The organism is Arthrobacter sp. sptzw32, from assembly GCF_059089735.1.
The window spans coordinates 245,140-271,432 of record NZ_JBNHEZ010000001.1 but is presented as its reverse complement, the minus strand read 5'-3'; the positions used below and the strand labels follow the sequence as shown (position 1 = coordinate 271,432).

23 protein-coding genes are annotated in these 26,293 nt (G+C 66.5%); 6 read left to right on the top strand and 17 right to left on the bottom strand.

What is annotated here, in order from left to right; all coding sequences use genetic code 11:
• Nucleotides 1–5: 5 nt before the first annotated feature.
• From AC5RVN_RS01310 to AC5RVN_RS01290, 5 genes are all read right to left on the bottom strand, one after another.
• Entirely contained in the window at nucleotides 6–530 is a 525-nt protein-coding gene (locus AC5RVN_RS01310) for a DUF3817 domain-containing protein (RefSeq protein ID WP_494136841.1), read from the bottom strand.
• Nucleotides 527–1,384, bottom strand: coding sequence for an SURF1 family protein (locus AC5RVN_RS01305; RefSeq protein ID WP_494136840.1), 858 nt, complete (start codon nucleotides 1,382–1,384; stop codon nucleotides 527–529). Before AC5RVN_RS01305 ends, AC5RVN_RS01310 begins: the two co-directional genes overlap by 4 nt.
• Nucleotides 1,385–1,489: 105 nt before the next feature.
• Entirely contained in the window at nucleotides 1,490–1,978 is a 489-nt protein-coding gene (locus AC5RVN_RS01300; protein WP_494041905.1) for a PTS sugar transporter subunit IIA, read from the bottom strand.
• A gap of 41 nt (nucleotides 1,979–2,019) precedes the next feature.
• Complete coding sequence (locus AC5RVN_RS01295; protein WP_494136839.1) at nucleotides 2,020–3,759, bottom strand: glycerol-3-phosphate dehydrogenase/oxidase; 1,740 nt, start codon at nucleotides 3,757–3,759, stop codon at nucleotides 2,020–2,022.
• Nucleotides 3,760–3,862: 103 nt separating this feature from the next.
• Nucleotides 3,863–4,999: a GuaB3 family IMP dehydrogenase-related protein gene (locus AC5RVN_RS01290; protein ID WP_494041907.1), complete on the bottom strand. Its 1,137-nt coding sequence runs from the start codon at nucleotides 4,997–4,999 to the stop codon at nucleotides 3,863–3,865.
• A 49-nt stretch (nucleotides 5,000–5,048) separates the two neighbouring features.
• Here AC5RVN_RS01290 and AC5RVN_RS01285 point away from each other — a divergent pair, with 49 nt between their 5' ends.
• Nucleotides 5,049–5,708 carry a hypothetical protein gene (locus AC5RVN_RS01285; protein WP_494136838.1) on the top strand — a complete coding sequence of 220 codons (660 nt, stop codon included), beginning with the start codon at nucleotides 5,049–5,051 and terminating at the stop codon, nucleotides 5,706–5,708.
• Here the strand turns inward: AC5RVN_RS01285 and AC5RVN_RS01280 are convergent.
• The 7 genes from AC5RVN_RS01280 to AC5RVN_RS01250 form a co-directional block, all read right to left on the bottom strand.
• A complete protein-coding gene (locus AC5RVN_RS01280; protein WP_494137084.1) occupies nucleotides 5,705–7,558 on the bottom strand; it encodes an ABC transporter ATP-binding protein in 1,854 nt (617 codons plus the stop codon). The genes AC5RVN_RS01285 and AC5RVN_RS01280 overlap by 4 nt on opposite strands.
• Nucleotides 7,549–9,060 carry an IMP dehydrogenase gene (gene guaB, locus AC5RVN_RS01275; protein ID WP_493969892.1) on the bottom strand — a complete coding sequence of 504 codons (1,512 nt, stop codon included), beginning with the start codon at nucleotides 9,058–9,060 and terminating at the stop codon, nucleotides 7,549–7,551. The genes AC5RVN_RS01280 and guaB overlap by 10 nt, the downstream gene beginning before the upstream one ends.
• Nucleotides 9,061–9,322: 262 nt before the next feature.
• Nucleotides 9,323–11,401, bottom strand: a complete 2,079-nt coding sequence (locus AC5RVN_RS01270) for an acyltransferase family protein (RefSeq protein WP_494136837.1) — start codon at nucleotides 11,399–11,401, stop codon at nucleotides 9,323–9,325.
• A 9-nt stretch (nucleotides 11,402–11,410) separates the two neighbouring features.
• On the bottom strand, nucleotides 11,411–12,517 hold the full coding sequence (locus tag AC5RVN_RS01265) for a flavin-containing monooxygenase (RefSeq protein WP_494136836.1): 1,107 nt from the start codon (nucleotides 12,515–12,517) through the stop codon (nucleotides 11,411–11,413).
• Nucleotides 12,514–12,858 carry a hypothetical protein gene (locus tag AC5RVN_RS01260; protein WP_494136835.1) on the bottom strand — a complete coding sequence of 115 codons (345 nt, stop codon included), beginning with the start codon at nucleotides 12,856–12,858 and terminating at the stop codon, nucleotides 12,514–12,516. The genes AC5RVN_RS01265 and AC5RVN_RS01260 overlap by 4 nt, the downstream gene beginning before the upstream one ends.
• A 94-nt stretch (nucleotides 12,859–12,952) precedes the next feature.
• Entirely contained in the window at nucleotides 12,953–14,587 is a 1,635-nt protein-coding gene (locus AC5RVN_RS01255) for a helix-turn-helix transcriptional regulator (RefSeq protein WP_494136834.1), read from the bottom strand.
• Nucleotides 14,588–14,707: 120 nt separating this feature from the next.
• On the bottom strand, nucleotides 14,708–16,231 hold the full coding sequence (locus tag AC5RVN_RS01250) for an ATP-dependent DNA ligase (RefSeq protein ID WP_494136833.1): 1,524 nt from the start codon (nucleotides 16,229–16,231) through the stop codon (nucleotides 14,708–14,710).
• Nucleotides 16,232–16,298: 67 nt separating this feature from the next.
• Here AC5RVN_RS01250 and AC5RVN_RS01245 point away from each other — a divergent pair, with 67 nt between their 5' ends.
• Both AC5RVN_RS01245 and AC5RVN_RS01240 read left to right on the top strand, forming a co-directional pair.
• Entirely contained in the window at nucleotides 16,299–16,901 is a 603-nt protein-coding gene (locus tag AC5RVN_RS01245) for a dihydrofolate reductase family protein (protein WP_494136832.1), read from the top strand.
• 52 nt (nucleotides 16,902–16,953) lie between these two features.
• A complete protein-coding gene (locus AC5RVN_RS01240) occupies nucleotides 16,954–17,550 on the top strand; it encodes a dihydrofolate reductase family protein (protein ID WP_494136831.1) in 597 nt (198 codons plus the stop codon).
• A 78-nt stretch (nucleotides 17,551–17,628) separates the two neighbouring features.
• Here the strand turns inward: AC5RVN_RS01240 and groL are convergent, their stop codons facing one another.
• Together groL and groES are read right to left on the bottom strand one after the other, a co-directional pair.
• Complete coding sequence (gene groL / locus AC5RVN_RS01235) at nucleotides 17,629–19,239, bottom strand: chaperonin GroEL (protein ID WP_461187321.1); 1,611 nt, start codon at nucleotides 19,237–19,239, stop codon at nucleotides 17,629–17,631.
• 77 nt (nucleotides 19,240–19,316) lie between these two features.
• Nucleotides 19,317–19,610 (bottom strand): co-chaperone GroES, encoded by a 294-nt coding sequence (gene groES / locus AC5RVN_RS01230; protein ID WP_003805290.1) that lies wholly within the window; start codon nucleotides 19,608–19,610, stop codon nucleotides 19,317–19,319.
• Between the two features lie 224 nt (nucleotides 19,611–19,834).
• Here groES and AC5RVN_RS01225 point away from each other — a divergent pair, with 224 nt between their 5' ends.
• Nucleotides 19,835–20,770: a DMT family transporter gene (locus tag AC5RVN_RS01225; protein WP_494136830.1), complete on the top strand. Its 936-nt coding sequence runs from the start codon at nucleotides 19,835–19,837 to the stop codon at nucleotides 20,768–20,770.
• Here the strand turns inward: AC5RVN_RS01225 and AC5RVN_RS01220 are convergent.
• Nucleotides 20,695–21,072: a hypothetical protein gene (locus tag AC5RVN_RS01220; protein WP_494105494.1), complete on the bottom strand. Its 378-nt coding sequence runs from the start codon at nucleotides 21,070–21,072 to the stop codon at nucleotides 20,695–20,697. The two genes, AC5RVN_RS01225 and AC5RVN_RS01220, sit on opposite strands and share 76 nt — an antisense overlap.
• Before the next feature lie 53 nt (nucleotides 21,073–21,125).
• On the opposite strand from AC5RVN_RS01220, the gene AC5RVN_RS01215 reads away from it, so the two are divergent.
• Nucleotides 21,126–22,370: a THUMP-like domain-containing protein gene (locus AC5RVN_RS01215; RefSeq protein WP_494041916.1), complete on the top strand. Its 1,245-nt coding sequence runs from the start codon at nucleotides 21,126–21,128 to the stop codon at nucleotides 22,368–22,370.
• A gap of 6 nt (nucleotides 22,371–22,376) precedes the next feature.
• Here the strand turns inward: AC5RVN_RS01215 and AC5RVN_RS01210 are convergent, their stop codons facing one another.
• Both AC5RVN_RS01210 and AC5RVN_RS01205 read right to left on the bottom strand, forming a co-directional pair.
• Nucleotides 22,377–23,195: a shikimate 5-dehydrogenase gene (locus AC5RVN_RS01210; protein ID WP_494136829.1), complete on the bottom strand. Its 819-nt coding sequence runs from the start codon at nucleotides 23,193–23,195 to the stop codon at nucleotides 22,377–22,379.
• A gap of 86 nt (nucleotides 23,196–23,281) precedes the next feature.
• A complete protein-coding gene (locus AC5RVN_RS01205) occupies nucleotides 23,282–24,727 on the bottom strand; it encodes a glycoside hydrolase family 3 N-terminal domain-containing protein (RefSeq protein WP_494137083.1) in 1,446 nt (481 codons plus the stop codon).
• Nucleotides 24,728–25,121: 394 nt separating this feature from the next.
• On the opposite strand from AC5RVN_RS01205, the gene AC5RVN_RS01200 reads away from it, so the two are divergent.
• Nucleotides 25,122–26,273, top strand: coding sequence for a glutamate--cysteine ligase (locus AC5RVN_RS01200; protein ID WP_494136828.1), 1,152 nt, complete (start codon nucleotides 25,122–25,124; stop codon nucleotides 26,271–26,273).
• Nucleotides 26,274–26,293: the final 20 nt, after the last annotated feature.

The following is a 26,293-nucleotide window of genomic DNA, read 5'->3' as shown; positions in this document are numbered from 1 at the left end:
GCTGCCTAGTACCTCTGCGGGGCGTGCGGGTTGGCTGCCAGCTCAGCCTCGACGTCGGCGTGGAACTTCTTCTCCACGATAAAGGACAGGAACGGGATGACGCCGCCCAGTGCCAGCAGGATCAGCTTGAGGAACGGCCAGCGCATGAGGGACCAGAGCCTGAAGTTCGAAATCAGGTACACCACGTACATCCAGCCGTGCACAATGAGGACCGTGACGGACAGGTTGACGCCGCCGAGGACGCCCGGCGGTTCCGCATCCGCGAAACCGAACCCGAACGGCTGGCCGGTGACGGCGTTGGTGCCGCCGGCGAAGAGGTACTGCCCGAATCCATACCGGGCGATCAGTTCGGCGCAGAGCAACAGAAGCATCGCGCCCGTGAGGTAGGCCAGCACCTTGTAAAACTTCAGGGCAGACCGGATCTGCGCCTCGGTGCCGCCGAAGCGGCGTTTCTTGCCGGTTACCTTGCCGCCGGCGCTGCTGCCTGTGTTGGTGCTTCCAGCCTGGGCGGCGGGTTTCGGATCAATCATGGCTGTACCTTTTGCTGGTTTTGATCAAGTTGCTGGTTCTGTTGCGGGCGAAGCGGGGTGTCGGCATCATCGTCATCCTGGCCTTCCTCAAGATCGCGGTGGTAGTCGTCCTTGACCAGCCGCCACCAGATAAAGAGTGCGAAACCGGCGAAGACAACCCACTCAAGGGAGTAAAAGAGGTTGAGCCAGTTGATCTGCTGGGCCGGCGGCTGCGGGCCGATCTGCAGGGGAAGGAGGTCTCCGGGCACTGCCGCGGGGCTGGCGTCCGTGCCGTCGGCGATCTCTGCTGTGGCAGCAACAAAGCCGGGATAGCTGCTGACTTCCCAGTAGTTGATCAGTTCGGCCACTGAAACGGCTGTGGCCTGTCCGGGAGAGGGCGCGGTTGCTGGCAATGGCGCTTCGGAGGGCAGCAGCCGTCCGGTGAGTTCAACTGTGCCCGACGGCGGTGCTGGAGCATCTGCAGGGTCTGCCACCCATCCCCGCGCTACCGGAATCCACGTCTGGGGTGAGGCGGCAACGCCGCTGAGGGCAGGGGCGCCGGTAACAGCGAAGGCGGAGACCACCCAGTAGCCGGTCTTGCCGCCGTGCAGGCGGCCCGGTACCAGGACCTGTTTGCCCGGGTCGTAGGTTCCCTGCGCACTGACCATTTGGTCGGCGTCGGTACCGTGGAAGAAGTCACCCGGCTGAAGCGTGTCGGTCAGGGGCTGCACCTGCTCGGTGGCCGGATTGACCGGTACTTCCGGCTGGGTGGAGCGGCCGAACTGCCACTGGCTGAGCAGCACGAACACCCCGGAGATAACGATCGCGAAGATGAAACCTGCGATCCATCGGGGTTTGAGGGCTGTTTTCCACACGTCTTAACCGTACTTCGTTCCGCTGTAGAACAACTAAACGCCAGGGGCGGGACGGCCCCGTCCGCGGCCGCGCCAAGCTGGAAAGGGCAGCCGCAGTCCCAGGCCTCAGTGGTCGAAGAACACCAGGCTCGAATTGATGAGCTCCGCGATCACTTCGGCGTCGTAGGCGCGGCGCAGCGATTCGCGGAATGACTCCTTGGACAGGGAGCGGGCCAGCGTGGCCAGGACCTCAAGGTGGTCGGAGAAGGAACTGGCCGGGGTGGCGATCAGCAGGATAACCGTGGCCGGACCGTCCGCGGCCCCGAAGTCCAGGGCGTGGCCGTACTTGGCGATGCCGACGGCTATGGAAGTGCGCGACACAAATTCGCTGCGGGCGTGGGGCAGTCCGATACCGCCGGGCAGCCCGGTTGCCAGCTGGTGCTCACGCGCGTTGACGTGCTGAAGGAATCCGGGCAGGTCCGATACGCGTCCGGCGGCGAAGAGCCGTTCCGCGAGCTGGGTGGCGGCGTCCACCTTGTCCGATGCTTCAAGCTCCAGGATCACCATTTCGGGCGTGGTGAGGCCGGCGTCGTACCGGTCAAGTGGTTCCGCCAAGGCGTATCCCTTCAGTCAGCAGTGCTGGTGCGGCCGGCCCCTCAGCGCAAGGGCACGATATCTTCCACACCCAGGCGGGCGGCGTCTGCGGATTCGTCATCCGGCTGTTGCTGGCTGAGGCGCTCCGCCTCCACCCGTGCAATGTAGTGCCTGACCTCGTTTTCACGTTGGGCGTCGCTCCAGCCAAGGACGTCACCCATCAGTTTAGCGACTACGGGCACGGCAGACACGCCCCGGTCCCAGGCCTCGATGGAAATCCTGGTCCGCCGGGTCAGGACGTCATTGACATGGCGCGCGCCCTCGTGGCTTGCCGCGTACACAGCTTCGGCCTGCAGATAGTCATCGGCCCCGGGAATCGGTTCGGCCAGCGCGGGGTTCTCTTCGATAATGGCCAGCACTTCCGGGGTCAGGGACCCGTACCGGTTGAGCAAATGCTCGATGCGGGCAACGTGCACACCGGATTCCTCGGCTGTGCGGTTCCGGCGGTTCCACGCAGCCTTGTAGCCGCTCGCCCCCAGCAGGGGGATGGTCTCCGTGCAGCTGGGCGGCACCCGCTCGTCCATGGTGCGCGTGGCCTCGTCCACGGCGTCCTTGGCCATGACCCGGTATGTGGTCCACTTTCCGCCGGCCACCACCACCAGACCAGGAACGGGGTGCGCCACCACGTGTTCCCGTGACAGCTTGGCGGTGGAGTCGTTCTCACCCGCCAGCAGCGGGCGCAGGCCCGCGTAGACCCCTTCGACGTCTTCGCGGGTCAGCGGGCGCTTCAGGACCTTGTTGACGTGTTCGAGGATGTAGTCGATGTCTTTGCTTGATGCGGCCGGGTGGGCTTTGTCCAGGTGCCAGTCCGTGTCCGTGGTGCCGATGATCCAGTGCCGGCCCCACGGGATGACGAACAGCACCGACTTCTCGGTACGGAGGATCAGGCCAACGGTGGACTGGAAACGGTCCCGTGGAACCACCAGGTGGATGCCCTTGGAGGCCCGGACTTTCAGCTGGCCGCGGTCGGTGACCATGGCCTGGGTTTCATCGGTCCAGACCCCTGTGGCGTTGATGACCTGCTTCGCCCGGATGTTGAATTGGGTCCCGTCCTCGTGGTTGACCACTTTGGCGCCAACCACCCGTTCGCCTTCACGCAGGAAGTCCACCACTGCCATCTGGTTCACGGCGTGGGCGCCGTAGTAGGCGGCTGTGCGGATGAGGTTGGCGCAGTACTTTGCGTCATCCACCTGGCCGTCGTAGTAGCGGATGGAGCCTACAAAGGCATCGTTCTTCAGGCTCGGTGCAGCGCGCAGCGTGCCGCGCCTGGTGAGGTGTTTGTGGAAGGGCACTCCCCGGCTGTGTCCGCTGGATATGGACATGGCGTCGTAGAGGGCGATGCCGGCGCCCACGTAGGGCCGCTCGAGGAAGGGTTTGGTCAGCGGGTACAGGAATGGCACGGGCCGGGCCAGGTGGGGCGCCAATTCGGAGAGCAGCAGCCCGCGCTCCTGCAACGCTTCCTTGACCAGGCCAAAGTCGAGCATCTCCAGGTAGCGCAGGCCGCCGTGGATCAGCTTCGAGGACCGGGAAGACGTGCCGGCGGCCCAGTCGTTCGCCTCGACTATCCCCACGTCCAGTCCACGGGTGACGGCGTCAAGGGCTGCACCGGTACCCACGATGCCGCCGCCGACAATCAGGATATCCAGTTCCTGGCCCGGCTCGGCGGTTGCGCGCAGCCTTTGGATGGCTGCTTCCCTGGCTGCGGGGCCCAGGGCCCCGCCGTTAGCACGAACACTCTTCATCGAACGCCTCCAGTGCCGCTAGTCCCGGTAGTGCAACCACCCTACTTCGTCGCGGCACGCTTTGGGCAGGGCGCAGGAAGCGATGGGATCCTGGGCGCCCGCGTCAGTTCCCTGCGTAGGGGGAAACCACGACGTCGACCCGCTGGAATTCCTTCAGGTCCGAATAGCCGGTGGTCGCCATGGAGCGGCGGAGCGCGCCGATGAGGTTGGAGGTTCCGTTGGTGTGGTGCCCCGGTCCGAAGAGGACTTCCTCGAGCGGACCGACGGTTCCCACGTTTGCCCGGTCCCCGCGGGGCAGTTCCAGGTGGTGTGCTTCCTGGCCCCAGTGCCAGCCCTTGCCCGGCGCCTCTTCGGCCCTGGCGAGGGCGCTGCCCAGCATCACGGCGTCGGCGCCCATGGCGATGGCCTTGACGATATCGCCCGAGCTGCCCATGCCGCCGTCGGCAATAACGTGCACGTAGCGGCCGCCGGACTCGTCCATGTAGTCGCGGCGCGCGGCGGCGACGTCGGAAATGGCGGACGCCATGGGCGAGTGGATGCCCAGGGCACGGCGGGTGGTGGTGGTGGCGCCACCGCCGAAGCCCACCAGGACACCGGCGGCGCCGGTGCGCATCAGGTGCAGCGCGGGAGTGTAGCCCGCCGCACCCCCCACGATCACGGGGACGTCCAGTTCATAGATGAACTGCTTGAGGTTCAGCGGCTCGTGGTCCTTCGAGACATGCTCGGCGGACACCGTGGTGCCGCGGATAACGAAGATGTCGACGCCGGCGGCCACCACGGTCTTGTAGTGCTCCTGGGTGCGCTGAGGGGTCAGCGAGCCGGCCACGGTGACGCCGGCGGCGCGCATCTCAGCGAGGCGGGAAGTGATCAGTTCAGGCTGGATGGGGGCCTTGTACAGCTCCTGCATCCGCCCCGTCACTGCCGGGCTGTTGGTCTCGTCCTCCAGCGCCCCGATTTCATCGAGAATGGGCTGCGGGTCCTCGTACCGGGTCCAGAGGCCTTCAAGGTCGAGAACACCGAGGCCGCCGAGCCGGCCGAGCGCGATGGCTGTTGCCGGGGACATTGCGGAGTCCATGGGCGCCGCGATCACCGGCATGCTGAACTGGTAGGCGTCGATCTGCCAGGAGACGGAAACGTCCTTGGGGTCGCGGGTACGACGGTTGGGGACAATCGCAATGTCATCCAGGGAGTAGGCACGACGCCCACGCTTGCCACGGCCGATCTCGATCTCGTAAGTCACTGCTCTAGGTTATCCCAGCAGCGGTGTTGTCCTTGGCTACAGTGGTGGGATGGCTTCGCGGTGGGTGTTTGACGGTCACATTGCCGGCGTCGGCACCGGGTCGGGTCTGCGCGCGGTCGTGGGCATCTGGCAGACCTCACCTTTCGGCCCGTTCTCGGATGTCATGGTCCAGCAGCCCTCCGGGCACCGCCTGCTGCTGGCGCCCACGGCCGAGGTGGCCGGCTTCATCTCCGATACCTACAGCTTCGACGAGGTCCGGGTGCTGGAGGTAGCCACCACCCTGGCCCGGGACCTCATAACGGTCGACGCCGGCCCCCTGGCTGTCCGCGCCCGGCTGGGCCGCAGGACCCTCCTGGGCAGCGCGCTGCTGGCATTGCCCCGGCCGCTCGCCGTCCACCCCCGCTGGCTGGGCGCGATCAGCCCGGTCGCCGCCCTTCTCAGCGGCGGATCACGGACCTCCGGAAGTGCCGGAAGCGGCCGGCACGAGTATTACGGGGTGACTGACCTCCACGGCATCAGTTCCGCCGTCGTCAGCTGGGACGGGAACGACGCCGGCACGCTGGCTCCCATCCTGCCTCCCGTGACGTTCGGCTTCAGCAGCGTCCCGTCCAGGCCCAGCCTTGCCCGGGTCCGCACCACGGTGGTGGGAAGCTGGAGTTCGTCGGCTGCGCCCGCGCCCGGCAGGTTTCCTGGCTCCAGCGGCCGCTAGGCAAGGGGGCTGGTGGGGGCGCTCAGCTGGGACTCGAACATCCGGAAGTAGCGGCCGCGCAGAGCCACCAGCTCCCGGTGCGTGCCCTGCTCCACGATCTGCCCGTCCTCCAGCATGTAGACGATGTCGGCCTTTTCGATGGTGGCGAGGCGGTGGCTGATGGCGATGATGGTGCTGCTGCGGTCCGCGAACAGGCGGGTAAAGATCCGGTGTTCGGCGAGGGCGTCGATGGCGGACGTCGGCTCGTCCATCACCATGAAGGAGGCGTTCCGGTAGAAGTTGCGGGCCATCGCCAGGCGTTGCCATTGGCCGCCGGACAGCCCGCTGCCCTTGCGGCCCCGGGGATCCTCCATCCAGTTGCTGACGTGGTTGTCCAGTCCATTGGGGAGTTTGTTGATGAAATCCAGGGCCTCGGCGTCCGCCGCCGCCCGCCGGATGCGGTCAGCGTCCCGGGGTGAGTCGACGTCGCCGAAATAGATGTTTTCCGCCGCCGTGGCGAACTCGTACTTGAGGAACTCCTGGCTTAGCACCGCCAGGTGGCGGTGCCAGGAGGTGACGTCGACGGCGGCGAGGTCCACGCCGTCGAGCATTACCTGCCCCGAGTCCGGGCGGTAGAGGCCGGCAAGGATGCGGATCAGCGTGGACTTTCCGGCGCCGTTCTCCCCCACGATGGCGATGTGCTGGCCTTCGCGGATAGTCATGCTGATCCCGCGGATCACCTCGATGTCGCTTCCGGTGTACGTGAAGCGGATGTCCTTGAGCTCCACGGTCTTCGGGGACTGCAGCAGCGGCGGCGCGTGTTCGGAGTGGACCGGCAGGGCCATGAACAGTTCGTAGTCCTTGAGGTTTGCCAGGTCCTCGTCGATGGAGCTGAGGGACGATACCAGGCTGTTGGCCGTGGACAGTGCCCGGCTGACGATCTGCTGCACATAAAGGAACTGGCCCACCGGCTGGGCGCGGGCGATGATCTGCCCCACCACCCAGATCAGCGACACCACTTCCGCACCATATTGGAGGGCGTCGGCGGCGAGTTGTTTGGGGATGTAGCGGCGCTGGAAATCAAGACGCCGGCGCTCGTCGGCGTCACGGAGGCGGGACCGGAAGTCCATCAGGAAGTGCACGATGCCGTAAAGGCGCATCTCGGCGATGTGCTGCGGCCGGAGCAGGTTCTGCTCGATCATCCGGCGCTGCCGCCGGGAATCGACCTGTGTGTTCCAGTGCGCTATTTGTTCCCGGGACAGCTTGAACTGCAGGTAGACGCTGGGCACGATGGCCACCAGGACGATCACCGCGATCCACCAGCTGACCAGGAGCAGAGCGCCCACGGCGAGGATGACCGAGACGAGCTGGGTGAAGATCGCGGCAATCCGGTCCAGCACCCTTGCGTAGGAGTCGGAGAACCTCTTGGCGCGGTCGTACAGGTCAACGGTTTCTTTGTCGTCGTAGCGCCAGAACTCGAGGGCGAGGAAGCGCTCGTACATCTGGTCGCCGACGATGGCGCCGACCTTGAAGCTCATCAACTGCTGGATGTACCGGTCCACGCTCTTGAACGCACCCCAGAAAAGGCCCAGGGCGGCGGTGATGATCACGTAGACGATGGCAAGCTGGCCGGCTCCGGCGTCACCGGCATAGGCAGCAGCCAGCGCGGTGGTGGTGAGCGCGGCAAAGTAGGTGGTGACCAGCGGCAGCACGGCGGAGATCAGTGAGCCGAGCACCTTCATGGCCACAGCGCCGGGTGAGGCCCGGAAACTGACCCGCAGAACCTGGGCCACCGCCCGGGCATACGGACGAAGGGCCAGCCGGCGTTGCGGCTGGCCCTTCGTCCTGTCCCCTGCCGTTGTCAGCGCGATCCGTAGTTCGGCGCCTCGACGGTCATCTGGATATCGTGCGGGTGCGATTCCTTCAGGCCGGCCGGGGTGATCCGGACGAACTTGCCGCGGGCTTTCAGTTCGGCAACGGTGGGGGCGCCGGTGTAGAACATGGTCTGCCGCAGGCCGCCCACCAGCTGGTAGGCCACGGAAGCCAGCGGTCCGCGGTAGGCCACCCGGCCTTCGATGCCTTCGGGGATGAGCTTGTCGTCGCCGGAGACGTCGGCCTGGAAGTAGCGGTCCTTGGAGTAGGACGTGTTCTTTCCCCGGGACTGCATGGCACCCAGGGACCCCATTCCGCGGTAGGACTTGAACTGCTTGCCGTTGACGAAGATCAGCTCGCCCGGGGACTCGTCGCAGCCGGCCAGGAGGGAGCCGAGCATTACGGTGTCGGCTCCGGCAACCAGCGCCTTGCCGATGTCGCCCGAGTACTGCAGGCCGCCGTCGGCAATGAGGGGAACGCCGGCTGGGATGGCAGCCTTGGCGGATTCGTAGATCGCGGTGATCTGCGGGACACCCACACCGGCCACCACGCGGGTGGTGCAGATGGAGCCGGGGCCCACGCCCACTTTGATGCCGTCGGCGCCGGCGTCGATCAGGGCCTGGGCGCCTTCGCGGGTGGCGGCCTGGCCGCCGATGACGTCCACGTGCGCTGCCACGGGATCGGACTTGAGGCGGCGGATCATGTCCAGCACGCCCTGCGAGTGGCCGTTGGCGGTGTCCACAAAGAGGGCGTCGACGCCGGCATCAACCAGTGCCATGGCGCGCTCCCAGCCGTCCCCGAAGAAGCCGATGGCCGCACCGACGCGGAGGCGGCCTTCGTCGTCCTTGGTGGCCAGCGGGTACTGCTCCGCTTTGGTGAAGTCCTTGGTGGTGATCAGGCCCTTGAGCCGGCCCTGCTCGTCCACCAGCGGGAGCTTTTCGATCTTGTTGGTGGCCAGCTTGTGCGAGGCTTCCTCGCGGCTGATGCCAACGTGCCCGGTCACCAGGGGCATCTTGGTCATGACATCACTGACGAGCCGTAGCGGAAAGTCGGATTCGGGCACGAAGCGGGTGTCGCGGTTAGTGACGATGCCCAGCAGGCGGTTGTCCTCGTCCACGACGGGCAGGCCTGAGACTCGATACTGGGCGCAGAGGTCATCCAATTCGCGCAGGGTCGCCTCGGGCCTGATGGTCAGCGGGTTGGTGATCATCCCGGACTCGCTGCGCTTGACGCGGTCCACCTGGTCCGCCTGGTCCGCGATGGACAGGTTGCGGTGCACCACGCCCAGGCCGCCTTGGCGGGCCATGGCGATGGCCATCCGGGATTCGGTCACGGTGTCCATGGCCGCGGACAGCAGGGGCGTCTGCACGGTGATGCGCTTGGAGATCCGGGAGGACGTATCCGCCTCGGAAGGGATGACTTCGGTGTGGCCGGGAAGGAGCAGGACGTCGTCGTAGGTCAGGCCGATGAAGCCAAAGGGGTTGTGTTCGGGCTCGGTCATGAGTGCGCCTCTTACCTTGGTTGCTGTGGGGGTAGGGGTTGCAGCCGATGACCAGCCCGTCATTACGGGACTGGCCTGTGCAGAAGGTCGGGACCACCACTACAGGCGGCGTTCCGGGGTCAGAAAGTGTTGAGTAAATATTAGAACCTCGGCGCCGATCCCCCTATTCCATACCGGCAATGTGAGCAACTGCACGCGCCACACCGCACCCCCGCCCGGAAGCGCCCGGGAATCCTGCGCGTGTGGCCCCTCCTCAGGGGCGTCAGCTCCAGCCCGTTGCGGCCAGCAGCCGTTGCTCGAACATGGGCATCATGCTCTCCACATAGGTCCTGGTGAGGTGGTTGTCGTCCTTGTAGACGTACACGTTCCCGACCACGCCGGGGCAGATGCCGCGGGCACAGATGAAATCGCTCAGATCCATCAAATGCAGCCCCTCGATTTGGCCCGAATAGCTGTCCAGCGGCGAGGGGTTCACCAGGGACTGTTCCAGTGACACGCTGCATTCCGGCGCGTCAGGTCCGTTCCGCTGGATGCACTCCGGCATGTTGAAGGTGAAGCGGGGGTTGTCCCGAATTCCGATGATCTCGATCCCGGCATCAGCAAATGGCCTGATGCCCGCGAGGTAACCCGGAACGTCAGTCTCGAACGGGGCTTCCTCGTGGGTCAACGTTGCCACCGTGAAGACCGCATCGGGCTGATGTTCCAGAACGTAGGCAGCGCTTGCCCGGTTGTAGGCATTGCACTCCGCGTTTCTCTCCAGCGATTCAGCCCCGAAGCGGCACGCCGGCATCAGCAGCGTCACCAGTTCCCAGCCACGCGCAGCCGCAACAGGCGCCAGCGCACCCAGGTACTGCTGGGAGTGCGAGTCGCCCAGGACGACGATGCGTTTCGTCACTTCCCGCTCCGGGACTTCCTGGCGGCAACCCTCGAGGATGGGGTTGCTGGTGGCGTTGGCGCCGGTGCAGGGGGCGTGGATTCCGGCCCAGTCGTGGTCCAGGGCGGCCGGACCGGGAATGATTTTGGCGCCGGGAACCGGCACCGGCGCGTTGTCCGGGCTGAGGGCTGCCGCCCCGGGCGTGAGCTCGCGCGGCTGCGCCGCCGTCGCGCTTTCCTCTGCCGTGAGCGTGGTCTGCCAGACGGCGACCGGACCGGCGAGGACTGCCCCGCAGGCCGCAATAACGACGGCGGTGCGCCAGGCCCGGCGCTCAGGCCAGCGCCAGTCACGGAGCGGCTTTTCAACGAAACGGGTGGTGAGCACGGCGAGGACCACAGCAGCACCGACAATACCCAGTCCCTGGGCCAGGTTGGGTGCCTCCACGCCGGTTGCCGCGAGCGCGAGCACCAGCACGGGCCAATGCCAGAGGTACAGGGCGTACGAATTGTCACCGAGCGCCACCAGGGGCCTGCTGCCCAGGAGTTGGTCCACACCGTAGCGGCTGCCGGTGTGCCCGGCGATGATAATCGCGGCCGCGGCAAGGGTGGGCCACAGCGCGACATATCCGGGGAACTGCCGGTCCACGGTCAGCAGCAGGCCGCAGGAAATCATCGCTGCCAGTCCCGCCCAGCCAAGGACCACACGCAGTGCCCGGGCAGGTTTGAGGTAGGGCAGCGCCAGTGCCAGGAGGGAACCCAGCGCGAACTCCCAGAGCCGTGCCCTGGTGTCGAAGTAGGCATATGCCTGGTTGGTGGCGGTTTGCTCCATGGAGTAGGCCAGCGAGACAGCGAAGACGGCGCCAAAGACCAGCGCCAGCAGTCCTCGGTAGTTGACCCTTTTGAGTGCCGGGACGCGGTGCAGCAGCACCAGCAGCGATGCGCTGCTGGCGAAGATCAAAGGCCACAGGATAAACACCTGTCCCTGGATGGACAACGACCAGAAGTGCTGCAGCGGGCTGGCGCCGGCGTGGTCCTGGGCGTAATAGTCAACTGCTGTGTCTGCGAGCAGCCAGTTCTGGGTGTAGAGCAGCGACGCCCACGCCTGGTCCAGCACCTGCGGCCAGCGGCTCTGCGGAAGGATCAGCCAGGTCCCGGCGAGGACACCGAGGATCACCACCACTGCCGCCGGAAGCAGCCGTTTGAACAGGTGCAGCCAGTGCGCCAGGAGCCCGAACGGCCGCCCTGCTTCGGCTTTCCGGACGAAGGAAAGCGTGAGCAGGAACGCCGAGATCAGCAGGAAGATGTCCACGCCGCCGGAAACCCTGCCCAGCCACACGTGGTAGGCAACCACCATCAGGACGGCGAGGGCGCGGAGCCCCTGCACCTCGGGCCGGAAAGTTGGTTTCCGGCCCTTGGCAGCGGCTCCTGGAGGCGTGCCGGCTGCAGCATCTGTTCCCGCTATCGACACAAAAAGACCTCACACGCGCATAGGCAAAACATCAATCTTACCCAACGCAGGGATTTTGCCCGCGAGGTAGCGGGCGTCGCGGCTGGTCCCGGGAAGGGTGGCGGATGCCGCGGCGTACTGAAATTCCTGTCCCAGGAAGAACAGCCCGGGGATATCGAGTGCAACGCCGCGGTGCTGCCGCGGCATCGATCCGGCGTCGAGCAGGTCCGGGTCGATCCAGCTGAAGTCCGGGCGAAACCCGGTGCACCAGATCACGTTGGCTACGCTGAGTGCTGTTCCGTCGGACAGGACGGGCTTTCCGTCCTGCACTGCGGCCACCCGCGGCATCAGCTGCACTCCTGCAGCGGCCAGGTCCTTGGTTTTGGTCCTGATCAGGGGCGCGGCGTGTGCCTTGAAGCTGGGCGCTGCCTTGCGTCCGACAGGCGAATCCAGCGTGAGCACGTGCAGCCCCAGGAAGCGCACCAAGGGCAGGAAGTACCGTGCCGCTGTCCGGCCATGCTTTACCGGAATCTGCCCGCCGGGCTTTCCAGCGACGAACGTGGGATGCGTCCGGCTTACCTCCAGGGCAATTTCGGCTCCGGAGTTCCCTAGCCCCACCACCAGGACCGGCCCCTCCTGCAGTTGGGAGGGATTCCGGTAGGCGCTGGAATGGAATTGGACTGTGGAAGGTGCCAATTGCTGCGCAAAGCCGGGAACCTTGGGGACTTGTTCTGCCCCACTGGCGACGACGGCGTTCCGGGCCACCCAGCGGCTGCCGTTGGCTGCCGCGATGAACAGGTTCCCTTCCTTCCACAGCCGCTCCACGCGGGTGCCGTGGAGCACAGGCAGGCTGTTCCTGGCGGCGTAACCTTCCAGGTAGGCGGCCATCTCATCCTTCGTGGGAAAGGACAGGGGATCGGCAGGGAAGGGTTCGCCGGGCAGTCCGTCGTATCTCGCGGGGGTGAACACCCGCAGTGAGTCCCAGCGCTGGCGCCAGGCGTCGCCGGTGCGCGGATTCGCATCCAGGATGACGAAGTTCCGCTGTTGTTCCTTCAGGTGGCGGCCCAGGGCCAGGCCGGCCTGGCCGCCACCGATGATGATCGTGTCCAGTATGCCGGACGCGTTGCTGCTGTTCATGGCTGTGCTCCTGTTGTGCTGACGGGGATGCCTGCTGCTGAGCGTTCCGGTCCTGGCGCCTTGGTGCCCTCATCGCCGTGGTCCTTCTTCCCGTAGCGCAGCCACCAGGCCAGCATCAGGGCGGATGCCGTGATGTAGGCGAAGTGGAGGACCCAGATGGGTCCGGCCGGGAGGTGGAAGACGTAGACGGAGTGCACGGCGTTGGCCACATTGGTGAGGACCAGGCTCCCCAGGCTGTAGGAGGCAAGGTCCCGGGTGCGGGCGGCTTTCACCAGCATCGGCAGCATTCCCACGGCGAACAGCACCGTTGACAGTGTGCCTGCGAGGACTGGAAGGTTCATGCTTTGAGGCTATGATCGGGGACGTCCTGCCCGCGTCGGCCAAAACATGCATCTGTCAGCCGGGCCAGAATGGGTAAATTTGTGCAGGCCCGTGTCAGCCCGCAATCCCGTGTTCGAAGGCGTACCTGGTGGCAGCGGCCCTGGAGGGCAACCCGAGCTTCAGGAAGATGTTGCTGATGTGCCTGGCCACCGTCTTTTCGCTCAGGTACAGGGCCGCCGCGATGGCACGGTTTCCTTCGCCGGATGCCACGAGCCGAAGCACCTCAGCTTCCCTGGGCGTCAGCGGGCCGGGAGCGCCGACGTCGTCCTTCCTCATGAGCGACGCCGCCCAGGCAGCGGCGGGCGCCGCCCGCAATTCAAGGAATTCGGCATGGGCGGCTTCGAATTCCATCTGCGCTGAAGTCTCATCGCCGAGGTCCCTGCACGCCCGCCCCAACAGGACCCGGCAGCAGGCAGCTTCGTACGGGACACCCAGTTCGAGCCACAGGTGCCACGCCCGCCGAAGGGCTTGGGAGGCGCCGTTGGGGTCGCCCTCGTCCAGCCGGACAGCGCCGTCAGCCTGGCAGGCCACCGCACGCACCATGGGCCGGGGGCACTCGCCGGCAAAAAAGGTCAGCTCCTCCGCTCCCTGCCGTGCCGCCTGCACATCGGGTACTGCCAGTTCGATCTCCACCAACGCGGGCAGCAGGTGACGGCGGGTGGCCGCGTCCGCTGCGCCGGCGGCCCTTCTAATCATCGCCTGCGCCTGCCTGGCGTTCCCGCGCGCCAATGAAAGAAGTGCAAGGCCCGGCTGTGGTTCATACCCGCTGCCGGCAGCCTGCCTGTAGGAAGCCTCTGCGGCATCCAGGTTCCCGATAAGGCGCTGCACTTCGCCCTGCTGGTAGTATCCGCCGTAAAGCGCCCAGATATCACCTTTGGTGGAACGCTCCTGGGCTATGGAGGCAGCCGCCAACGCTTCGGCCCAGGCTCCGTGCAAGCGGAAAAGCTCGGCCCGGTGTGCCTGGCACTGGCCGCTGAACGCCACCGTGTCAGGGCGGGCACGGCACCAGCGGTCCAGTTCCGTGGTCCACTCCAAGGCCCGCTGCAAGTCAAAAGCCACCTGGCAGTTGCCAATGACTGCACAGTAGATGATGCCCGACGGAATGGCCGAGAGCTCCCCCGCGGTCACGGCCACCATGGCCTCGTCAAACAACCGGAGGCCTTCCTCAGCCTTGCCCAGTGCCAGGGTTGCCTGGCCCGAACCCAGCAGGGCCAGCGCGGACAGGTCTTTGTCCTGAAACCTTGCGCCGAATTCCCCCGCCCGGGAGAACAGCTCGAGTGCCGCTTCCGGCTCACCGCCGTAAAGCTTGGCCAGTGCAACCGGGACGAGCATAAAGCCCTGCACGGCGTCGGGTTCGGGGAGTTCGTCAACCAGCCTCTGGCCGCGCGCCAGCCAGCCACCTGCACGGGCGGTCTCCCCCGTGTTCCCCAGGTGCATCACCAGCCAGGCGGCACAACGGGCGGCGCCGGCAATGTCACCAACGACGAGGTATTCCTCGTGCGCCCTTGTGAGGGTGTCGATGCCCGCGCCCCTGTTGCCGGTGAGGATCTCCGCTGTCGCGAGCCGTTCAAGATCCGCTGCCGGAAGTCCGCCCCGCTGGTCCGCGTCCCGGAAGCTCTCGAAGGCATCGGTCCAGCGCTGCTCGCGGAAGGCTGACCGGCCCGCATCAATTCCTGTCCCAGCCGGCACCGTGGCCTCCTTCCGGTACCCACCCAGCCGACGTGCCGCAGTCGCGTTTCCTACCCGGCGCCACGCAGGCGGCGCCGGTACTTAAGCGTCACCGTACGCCCCCTGGAGAACCGGCACAACCTACGAACGCAGCAGCCCGCGCAGGGTCTGGATGGTGTCCGCTTCCGCAGCTGTTTTATCGTCCCGGTAGCGCTTCACACGGGCGAAGCGCAGTGCGATTCCGCCGGGGTAGCGCGGGGACTGCTGTACTCCATCGATGGCGATCTCCACCACGGTGACCGGCTCCATCCAGACAGTGCCCGCCGTCCGCCGTACCTCAAGCTCCTGGAACCTCTCAGTCTGCCAGCGGAGCAGGGCATCCGTGAGGCCCTTGAAGGTTTTACCCACCATCACGTAGCTGCCGGGTTCACCGAACTCACCGGTGGGGTCGAGCGCTCCGAGATGCAGGTTCGACAACAGCCCCGTGCGCCGTCCTGACCCCCACTCGCAGGCGAGGACCACCAGGTCATAGGTGAGCACGGGTTTGACCTTGACCCAGTTCGAGCCGCGGCGGCCGGCCGCGTAGGTGGAGCCGACGGCCTTAACCAGCACACCTTCATGGCCGGCGGCCAGCGCGTCCCGGGACACCCTTTCAGCCGTAGCCGCATCCGCCGTGACCTCGCCCGGGATGCGGTGCCCGGGGGCGATGCGGTCGAGCACGCCGATGCGCGTCACCAGCGGCTCATCCAGCAGGTCGCGGCCGTCCATGTGCAGTACGTCGAAAAACCAGGGATGCAGCAACATGCTGCGCGCCGCATCAGCACCGAACCGGGACATGGTCTCCTGGAACGGCCGCGGACCGCCATCCTCGTCAAGGGCGAGGGTCTCGCCGTCGAGGATCACATCGCGCACCGGCAGTCCGCGCACCACCTCCACCACCTCGGGCAGCCTGTGGGTCACCTCCGCCAGCGTGCGGGTGTAGATGTGCACCTCGTCACCGGAGCGGTGCACCTGGATGCGGGCGCCGTCGAGCTTGTACTCCACGGAGGCCTCCCCCGTGGTCTCCAGCGCTGCAGCTGCACTGGACGCGGTGGATGCGAGCATCGGCTGCACGGGACGTCCGACGACGAGGCCGACGGCGTCGAGCTCCGCTTCCGTGCCAGTGATGGCCAACAGGGCGGTGCCGCCCAGATCGCCGGTCAACATTGCCGCACGGCGCACGGCGTCCAGAGAGCGATTTGCGGCGCGGGCAATGGCATCGGTCAGCACCCCCTCCAGCGCGCCGGTCCGCAGTTCGCCCAGCAGCACCCCGGAAATGAAGGCCTGCTCGCGTTCCGTCGCTGCCGCCGTCAGCGTCCGGAGGGTGGCGGCGCGCTCCGCTGCCGACCCGGCACCTGCCGCCACCAGCAACCGGTCCAGCGCAGCGTCAAGGTCTGCCACAGTCAGGCCCGGCACGGCGGCCGGCTCCCCCATGGCCGCGGACATTCCGCGCCAGCCGACCCCCACCCTGCCCTGGCGCGGCTTGGCGACCAGCAGGCCGACCGCCGTCGCGATCTCCGCGGGCCCGAGGCGGCGCAGCAGGTCCGCGAGCGCATCCACCTTCGCGAGCCGGGAGCGGGTAGACGCGACGGTATCCGCGGTCTTCACAAGCTCGTCGAGCAGCATGGCACCAGTCTGCCACGCACCCCTGCGGAGGCTGGACAGCGCCGAAGTCCAGTTTCACAATGGACGCGTGGGAATCATCGTCGCAAACCTGTTCCTCACCCTTGACGGCGTCTATCAGGCGCCCGGCGGCCGCGAGGAGGACACCGCGTGCGGCTTCGCCTTCGGCGGCTGGCAGGCACCGGTGTCGGACGACGAGGCCGAGGCCACCATAGAGTCCGAGATCAGCAAGATCGATGCACTGCTGCTGGGTCGGAAAACCTACGATATCTTCGCCTCCTTCTGGCCGCACCAATCCGACGACATCGGGGCCACCTTCAACAAGGTGCCCAAGTTCGTCGTCTCCAGCACGCTGGCTGATCCCGCCTGGGCGGGAACCACTGTCCTGCAGGATGCCACGGCCGCGGGCCGGCTCCGTGCGGAGTACGGCCAGGTGCACATGTTCGGCAGCGGCGTGCTTATCCGTTCACTGCTCGCGGCAAACGTGATTGACCGCCTCCACTTTTGGCTTTATCCAGTAACCCTCGGCCAGGGCAAACGGCTGTTCGACGCCGGGACGGTCCCGGCCACGTTCCGCCTGGCAGAGCCGGCGCGCAGCTTCCCGAAGGGGGCAGTGTCACTGGTGTACGAGCGCGCCAGCGACGTCGAGACGCGGGACATGGCCGGCACCTAGCTCTGTGCGGCAGCCGGCCGACTTGCCTTCCATCCTGCCTTGAGGAGGACCATTGGGCGTCATCGCAGCCATCACCACGTCGGTTGACGGATTCATCACCGGCCCTGGGGACGGACCGAGGTACGGCTTGGGCAAGGGCGGCGAACGCCTGCATTACTGGGTGATGGGAGGACCGTGGACCTACAAGGGCGGCCATGACTTCGCCATGCGGGGGCCGGACAAGGATTTTTACGACGAACTCGCAGCCCGTTTTGGGGCCGGCATTGTAGGCCGCGGGATGTATGACGCTGCAGGGGCATGGGGAGGGACCAACCCGTTTCCCGGCCCGCTGTTCGTCCTGACCCACCGCACCCAGGACCAGCCGGCGGCCTCGTCAGGGTTCACCTTTGTCTCCGGACTTGACGACGCCCTGGCGCAGGCTGCCGCGGCGGCCGGCGGCAGGGACGTGTCCATAAGCGGCGGCGCGGACGTGATTCGGCAGGCACTGGCCGCCGGCAGGGTGGATGAGCTGGTGCTCTCGACAGCTCCGGTAATCCTGGGCGCCGGCAAGCGTCTGTTCGACGGCTTTGGCCAGGACGTTGACCTGGAAATTGTCAAGACTGTCGCTTCACCGTTCGCCACGCACGTGCGGTACAGGGTGAGGAAGTAGGGAGACGAAAAAACCGGCCCAGCAATCGCTGGGCCGGTTTTCCAGACCTGCGCCCCGCCGTCAGGAAGACGGTGGGGACTAGTGGCTGTGGCCCGCGTGCTCGTCTTCCTCGGCAGGCTTCTCCACAACGAGGGTCTCGGTGGTGAGAACCAGTGCAGCGATGGAGGCTGCGTTGCGGAGGGCCGCACGGGTGACCTTGACGGGGTCAATGACTCCTGCGGCGATCAGGTCTTCGTACTCGCCCGACTTGGCATTGAAGCCGTTGTTGGTTTCGAGTTCGGCAACCTTGGCGGTGATGACGTAGCCGTCGAAGCCGGCGTTCTGGGCGATCCAGCGCAGCGGCTGGACCAGGGCGCGGCGGACAATGCCCACAGCAGCGGCGGCGTCACCTTCGAGGGCCTTGACGGCGGGGTCCTCGTCCAGGGCCTTCAGTGCGTGGATCAGTGCGGAACCGCCACCGGCCACGATGCCTTCTTCGAGGGCAGCGCGGGTGGAGGACACTGCATCTTCGATGCGGTGCTTCTTTTCCTTCAGCTCAACCTCGGTGGCTGCGCCGACCTTGATGACACCGATGCCGCCGGCCAGCTTGGCCAGGCGTTCCTGCAGCTTTTCCTTGTCCCAGTCGGAGTCGGTGCGGGTCAGCTCGGCACGGAGCTGGGCAACGCGTGCTGCCACGTCTTCGGCCGAACCTGCGCCGTCAACAATGGTGGTGTTGTCCTTGGTGACCGTGATGCGGCGGGCGGTACCCAGCACCTCAAGGCCAACCGTATCCAGGCTCAGGCCCAGTTCCGGGGACACAACCTGTGCGCCGGTAAGGGTGGCGATGTCCTGCAGCATTGCCTTGCGGCGGTCGCCGAAGCCGGGGGCCTTGACGGCTACCACGTTGAGGGTGCCGCGGATGCGGTTGACGATCAGCGTGGACAGGGCCTCGCCGTCGACGTCCTCAGCAATGATGAACAGCGGCTTGGAGCTCTGCAGCGCCTTTTCCAGCAGCGGCAGGAATTCCTGCACCGAGGAGATCTTGCCCTGGTTGATCAGGATGAGGGCATCCTCGAGGACAGCTTCCTGGCGTTCTGCGTCAGTGACGAAGTACGGGGACAGGTAGCCCTTGTCGAACTGCATGCCCTCGGTGAGGACCAGTTCGGTCTGGGTAGTGGAGGACTCCTCGATGGTGATCACACCATCCTTGCCAACCTTGCCAAATGCCTCGGCGAGGAGCTCACCAACCTCTTCGCTCTGGGCGGAGATTGCTGCAACGCTGGCCACCTGGGTGCCCTCGACGGGGCGGGCGTTTTCCAGCAGGCGGGCAGCAACGGCTTCAACGGAAACCTCGATGCCGCGCTTGATCTGGCCGGGAGCAGCGCCTGCCGCTACGTTGCGCAGGCCTTCCTTGACCAGGGCCTGGGCCAGGACCGTTGCCGTGGTGGTGCCGTCGCCGGCAACATCATTGGTCTTGGTGGCGACTTCCTTGGCCAGCTGTGCGCCAAGGTTCTCGTACGGGTCGTCCAGCTCAACTTCACGTGCGATGGTGACGCCGTCGTTCGTGATGGTGGGAGCGCCCCACTTCTTGTCCAGGACGACGTTGCGGCCGCGCGGGCCGAGCGTCACCTTGACGGTGTTGGCGAGCTTATCGATACCGGCTTCAAGAGACCGGCGTGCAGCGTCATTAAACGCAAGCTGCTTTGCCATGGTTTTGTCCTTTCAAGACAGAACCCCGCGCAGCCGGCCAGCAGAATGCAGGACCAGCGGCACGGGGATCCGGAGAGTTACTTTACGACGATCGCCAGGACGTCGCGGGCGGACAGCACGAGGTATTCGGTGCCGCCGGTCTTGACTTCGGTTCCGCCGTACTTGGAGTAGATGACTACGTCACCGACTGCTACGTCCACCGGGACGCGGTTGCCGTCTTCGAAGCGGCCGGGGCCTACTGCAACAACTTCGCCTTCCTGGGGCTTCTCCTGCGCGGAGTCCGGGATGACCAGGCCGGAAGCCGTGGTCTGCTCGGCTTCGAGCGGGCGGACAACAATACGATCCTCAAGAGGCTTAATAGAGACCGACACTCGGACCTCTCCTTTTCGTCAGCAAATTCGTGGACTGGAAAGCTTTCGGCCTTGGCTGGTAACCGTCGTCGCGGTGCCGGCAGCAGCCTGGCTGGCAGCTCTTCATGTGTTAGCACCCTCCTAGGGAGAGTGCTAATGAAGACTCTATGTAAGGGTTAGCACTCGGTCAAGGCGAGTGCCAGCCTTTCGTCATTGGAGTACTTGTCTGCGTGTAGATTTGAGCGGTGCGCGCCGCCGTTTACCTCATCCTTGCCAACCTTTTCTGGGCCGGAAATTTTGTGGTGGGCCAGGCCGCCATGCGGACCATGGAGCCGCTTCAGCTGACGTTCTGGCGCTGGGTGCTGGCCGCGGTGCCGCTGCTGGTGCTCGCCCACTTCGTGGAGCGGCCGGACTGGAGGGCGGTCCTGCGCCGCTGGCCGGTCCTGCTGCTTTTGAGCGCCCTGGGCATGGGCGGCTACACGCTGCTGCTCTACAGTGCCCTGCAGAACACGTCCGCCCTGAACGCCTCCCTGGTGACGGCGGCGAATCCGGCCCTGATCATGGTGCTGGCGGTGGTCCTGCTTCGGGACAGGCCGCGCCCGCTGAGCTGGGTGGGCATCGGCCTGGGCCTCCTGGGCGTCCTGCTGGTGCTCACCGGCGGAGAACTGCAGCGCCTGTTGACCTTCTCGATCAACAGGGGCGAGCTCCTGATCGTCGGTGCCATCACCGTCTGGGGCCTCTACACCATCATCGCCCGCCGGCTGAGCATCCCCGCGGTCACCTCCACGGCGGTGCAGGTGGCCATGGCGGCCGCTGTCCTCAGCCCCTTCGCGGTGGTGGCGGGCGCCGGCCTCCCCGAAACCCCTGCAGAGGGCTGGTCCCTGGCGTTTATCGCCCTGTTCCCCTCGCTGGGTTCCTACCTGCTGTGGAACCTCGCCCTCAAGCGCACCACAGCGGCCAACGCCGGCAACTACCTGAACCTCATTGCCGTGTTCACCGCCATCATCACCGTGATCCTGGGCCAGCCCATCACTGTTCCGCAGGTCCTCGGCGGCGTTTTGGTTATTTCCGGGGTGCTGCTGACCAGTGCAGGCGGCAGGCCGCCTCAACGTCCCAGGTCATCAAAGCCGACGTCTTCCCCGCCCTCGCCGTCGCCGGCAGCCGACTTCCGGGCCCGGTAAAGAACAGCGCCCGCGGCAGCGGCCGTCAGCAGTGCGAAAACCAGAACGGCGATGCTGCCGGCCCGGGCGCCGTCGTACAGCCCGCGGATGTCCCGCGCCTCCTGGGTGTCGCCGGCAATGTCATTGCCGCCCACTGAGTAAACGGTGGCGTTGAACGTATCAAGGAAAAAGATGACCACCAGGAGTCCGATGCAAACCACGGCCACCAGGGAGCCGGCGATCAGTGCAGGCCGGGCGAATCTGGCAGGGCCCCTGTCCCTGGCTGGTTCTTCGGACTGCCGGGGGCCTGCGCTCTCATCCATGCTTTCAACACTATCCGCATCCCGGCGGACGCTCCTCCACTAGGCTGGAAGGCATGTCTCCAGCTCCCCAGGACCAGATCGCGCCCTTGCTGACCCCGGAAGGCTGGGAGCTTTTGGCGTCCTTGGGCCCCTACCAGGAGGACAAGTCCTTCGAGCTGAACTCAGCATTGCGGAAGGCCGGCCACTCCCCCGCCCTGGTGTCCGCGGTCCTGACCCAGTCCCGGCTCCGCACCAAGGCAGAGGCGAAGTTCGGTGAGTTTGCCCGCAGCATGCTGTTCACCCAGGCGGGTCTGGAACAGGCCACCAGGCTCAACGTGGCCGCGCGCCATGCGCAGCGGTTTGCCGAGGCGGGCATCGGCCACGTGGCGGACCTCGGCTGCGGCCTGGCCGCTGACTCCCTGGCACTGGCGTCGATGGACATCAAGGTCACAGCTGTGGAAATGGACGAGACCACCGCCGCCTGCGCAACCGTAAACCTCATCCCTTTCGCCAACGCTTCCGTGGTCCACGCGGATGCCACTGCCGTTCCGCTGGAAGGGATCGACGGCGTCTGGCTGGACCCTGCGCGCCGGGTCACTTCCACTTCCGGGACCAAGCGCATCTGGGACCCCGAGGCCTTTTCGCCGCCGCTGTCCTTTGTTGAGTCCCTGGCTGCGTCCGGCCGGGCGGTCGGCGTCAAAATGGGACCGGGAATGCCCCATGACTCGGTGCCGGCGGAGTGCGAGGCGCAGTGGGTCTCCGTCTCCGGCGATGTAACCGAGGTGGCGCTGTGGTTCAACGCCGTCCGGCGCCCCGGCATCCGCCGGGCGGCGCTGGTCCTGGGTCCCCAAGGTGCGGCCGAGCTCACCAGCGGCGAGGATTTCGGGGCTGGTCCCGCCGCCCCGGTGGGGCCTGTGGAGGGCTACCTGTACGAGCCCGACGGTGCCGTGATCCGCGCGGGACTGGTGGCCGACGTCGCGTTGCAGCTCGGCGGCCACCTGGTGGATGAACACATCGCCTACATCTGCGCGCCGCAGCTGGTGGACACGCCCTTCGCCCGCGCCTACAAAGTCCTCCAGGTCATGCCGTACAACGTCAAGGCCCTCAAGGCGTGGGTGAAAACGGAGGGCATCGGAGTGCTGGACATCAAGAAGCGCGGCACCGCCGTCACGCCGGAGGAACTGCGCAAACAGCTCCTTCCCGGCGGGAAAAACACAGGGAAAAGCGCAGGCGGCAGGAAAGCCGGTACCAAAACGGCCACCCTGGTCCTGACCCGCATTGGCGAGGACCGGGTGGTCATCGTGGTGGAACCCGCCTGAAAGCCGCTACTGGGCGCGGGTGAATTCCTCGGCCGCCCGCACCTGTTCGGCCGTCGGCCGGACGCCGGTGTAGAGCACGAACTGCTCCAGCGCCTGGATCGTGGCTACCTCGGCTCCTGTGATCACCGGCTTTCCGGCGGCGCGGGCCGCAATGATCAACGGGGTTTCGGCAGGGAGGGCAACCACGTCGAACACAACCTGTGCGGCGTCGATGGCTTCGGGCGGGAAAGCCAGGGTGTCCGCTCCGGGTCCGCCGGCCATGCCGAGGGGTGTCACGTTGATGATGAGGTCCGCCGTCCCGCCGTCGAGCGCCGGACGCCACTGGAACCCGTACTGTTCGGCGAGCGCCCGGCCGGTGGTTTCGTTCCGCGCGAGGACTGTGACGTTGGTGAATCCGGCGTCCCGGAGCGCGGCAACGGTGGCCTTGGCCATGCCTCCTGCCCCCTGGACCAGCACTGAATAGCTGGTGGGAACGGCGTTGGTGGCCAGCAACTGTTCAATCGCGGTGTAGTCGGTGTTGTAGGCCTTCAGGTGCCCATCGGTGTTCACGATGGTGTTCACGGAGTCGATGGCCTTCGCGGAGGCATCCATCTCGTCCACGAGGGCGATGACGTCCTCCTTGTACGGCATGGAGATGGCGCAGCCGCGGATTCCCAGCCCCCGGACTCCGGCGATGGCCTGTTCCAGGTTGGTGGGGGCGAACGCCTTGTAGATCCAGTTCAGGTCCAGCTGTCCGTACAGGTGGTTGTGGAAGCGGGTCCCGTTGTTGCTGGGCCGGGCGGAGAGCGAGATGCAGAGGGTCATGTCTTTATTCAGGATGGGCACCCCACCATTTAACCCGTTACTGCCCAAGGAGGCAGCGCTAAGTGCCGTTTTCAACGCACCAAACGGCACTTGGCGCCTTTCTTGGGTTAGGGGCAGCCGGTTCCGGCAGGATACCTTCCGACGTCGGCGGGCAGCTTTCCCGGAGCCGCCGCCGTACCTGCCAGCACGGCGGCGAGGGCATCGAAGGCGCCCTGGCTGCGGCCGTACAGGGCCACCTTGACCGGCGCCGCGGAGCTGTCCAGCGGCCAGGGCGCATCGAGGGCGACGGCAATGTCCCCTCCCGCCGGCCGTCCGCCGTACGGGATGAGGGTGACCAGGGGGCCGGAGCCCAACGTGAGGCCGTGTCGCGCCGCGGCGTCCGCGAACCGTGCCCTGTCCACCGGGCTGCCACCGGCCACGCGGACCGCGCCCGGTGCGAGGGGTACGCCGCAGTGGCCGGAAAGGACCGTGACGGCAGCGGTGGAGACCTTGGCTGAAAGCGGGGCGCTGCTGCCGGCTGCAGTACCTGTAGGTTTGCCCGTTCCCGCAGCGGCCCGGGCGTGCCACGTCATCATGGTTGCCACCCGCAGGGCGGCTTCATCCAGCCTTGACGCCGGCAGGCTGCCGGTGGCCACGGCAGAGACAATCGCGGCATGGGCCTGCCCGACGTCGGCAGGCATCAGCAGGAGGTCCGCTCCCGCAGCCAGGGCCATGACGGCGGCTGAGCCGGCGGGGTACGTCTTGTGCACCGCCCCCATGTTCAGGGCATCGGTCACGGCCACCCCGTTGAACCCGAGCCCCCGCAGCGCCTTGTAGGTCGGCGCGGAGAGCGACGCCGGTACGCCGGGTTCCAAGGCAGGCACCGCGATGTGGCCGGTCATCACCATCGGGGCGCCGGCGGCGATGGCGGCCTGGAAGGGCTTCCAGTCGCGCGCACTCAGATCGGCCACACCGGCAGGCTGTACGGGAAGGTTCAGGTGTGAATCGGTGGTCACCGACCCGTGGCCGGGGAAATGCTTGACGGCGGGAAGGACGCCTGCGGCCAGCATCCCTTGGGAGTAGGCCACCCCCAGGCTGGCAGCCGCGGCCGGGTCAGCGGACATGGACCGGGCACCGATGGTGGGATCCGCAGGTCCAATGGTCACGTCAGTGGCCGGGGCGAAGTCCGTGTTGAAGCCCAACGGCACCAGCTCGCTTGCCAGCCCCTGCCCGGCCTCCTGCGCCAAGGGCAAGCTGCCGGCGGCGCCGTAGCTCATGGGCGCCGGCCATTCCGTCAGGGGCGCTCCGAGGCGTGCCACGATGCCGCCCTCCTGGTCAACGCCGATCATCCCCGGCCATGGCCTGCCGTCAGCTGTGGCCGCCCTCGCTATTTTCTGGTTGGCGGCGCCCATGGCCGCGACGTCCACATTCCCCTGCGGGTCCAGCGGCACGTTGTCGCCCATGATGATGGCCCCGGCAAGGTGCAGGCGTTCGACGACGGCGGCATGGGCACCGGCGTCCGTGCCCGTGAAGAAGGGAAGCAGGACCTGCCCCGCCTTCTGCTCCGGCGACATCCGCGCCAGGGCCGCGGCGGCGGCGTCCTGGTCCCGCTGCTGCGGGCCCCACCCCAGCGGGCGCAGGGCAGGGTCGGGTGTTGGCGAAGGTGAGGGGGAAGCTGTGGCGGGTGCCGGCGTCGTGCGTGGTGCCGAAGGTGCGGCCGGGGTGGAAGGTGCCTGCGACGGGGCAGGGCCGGGAGCCGCGGTACAGGATGCGAGCGCCACCGCAGCAGAGGCTGCAGCCAGAACGGGGAAGGTTTTGTGAAGACTGTCACGCAGGTGTTGGAACAAGGCCATCAATACGATGCTACCCCTGCACTAGACTTGAACCACCCGTTCGCCTGCCGGCAGGAGCCGCAGCAGCCCCCAGTGACGGCGGAAGCCAGCGGCAAACAGGACAGTTAGGAAACGCGTGGAAATCGAGTTCGCTTCATCGAGGCAATCAACACTTGGTGTCGAATGGGAACTCGCGCTGGTGGACGGCAGGACGGGCGAGCTGGCCTCGGTTGCCAATGAGGTGCTCCGCGGCGTGGCCTCCCGCCACCCGGAGCTTAGCGACGATGACGAGCACCCGCACATCAAGCAGGAACTGCTGCTGAATACGGTGGAGCTGGTCACCGGCATCTGCGAGACGGCCGCCGAAGCCAAGGAGGACCTCAGCAGGTCCCTCATAGCGGTACGCGAGATCACCGATCCGATGGGCGTGGAGCTGTTCTGTGCCGGAAGCCACCCTTTCAGCCCGCCGCAGCTGCAGCCGGTGACGGACAAGGCCCGGTACGCAAAGCTCATTGACCGCACCCAGTGGTGGGGCCGCCAGATGGTCATTTACGGCGTGCATGTACACGTCGGTTTGGACCGCCGCGAGAAGGCGCTTCCGGTGCTGGACGGCCTGGTCAACTACTTCCCGCACTTCCAGGCGCTCTCGGCGTCGAGCCCCTTCTGGGGCGGCGAGGACACCGGCTACGCGTCACAGCGCGCCCTGATGTTCCAGCAGCTGCCCACAGCCGGCCTCCCCTTCCAGTTCAGCTCGTGGGAGGAATACGAGTCCTACGTACAGGACATGTTCACCACCGGCGTGATTGATACCCTCTCGGAGATCCGCTGGGACATCCGGCCGGTGCCCAACCTGGGCACCATCGAGATGCGCATCTGCGACGGGCTGGCCACCCTTGAGGAAGTGGGCGCCATCGCCGCCCTCACCCAGTGTCTGGTGGATGAGTTTTCCACCACCCTGGACAACGGCGGAACCATTCCCACCATGCCGCCGTGGCACATCCAGGAGAACAAGTGGCGGGCCGCCCGCTACGGCATGGACGCGATCATCATCCTTGATGCCGCGGGCAAGGAGCAGCTGGTTACGGACCACCTGCTGGAAACCCTGAACCGGCTTGAGCCCGTGGCCGCCAAGCTCGGCTGCCCGGATGAGCTTGCCGACGTCGAGAAGATCATCCGCCGCGGCGCCGGCTACCAGCGGCAGCGCCGGGTGGCCGAGGAGCACGGCGGGGACCTCCAGGCCGTCGTCCTGGACCTGGTCAAGCAGATGCGGAACGGCCCCACCGCCTGAATTCTTCCTCCGGCGCCTTG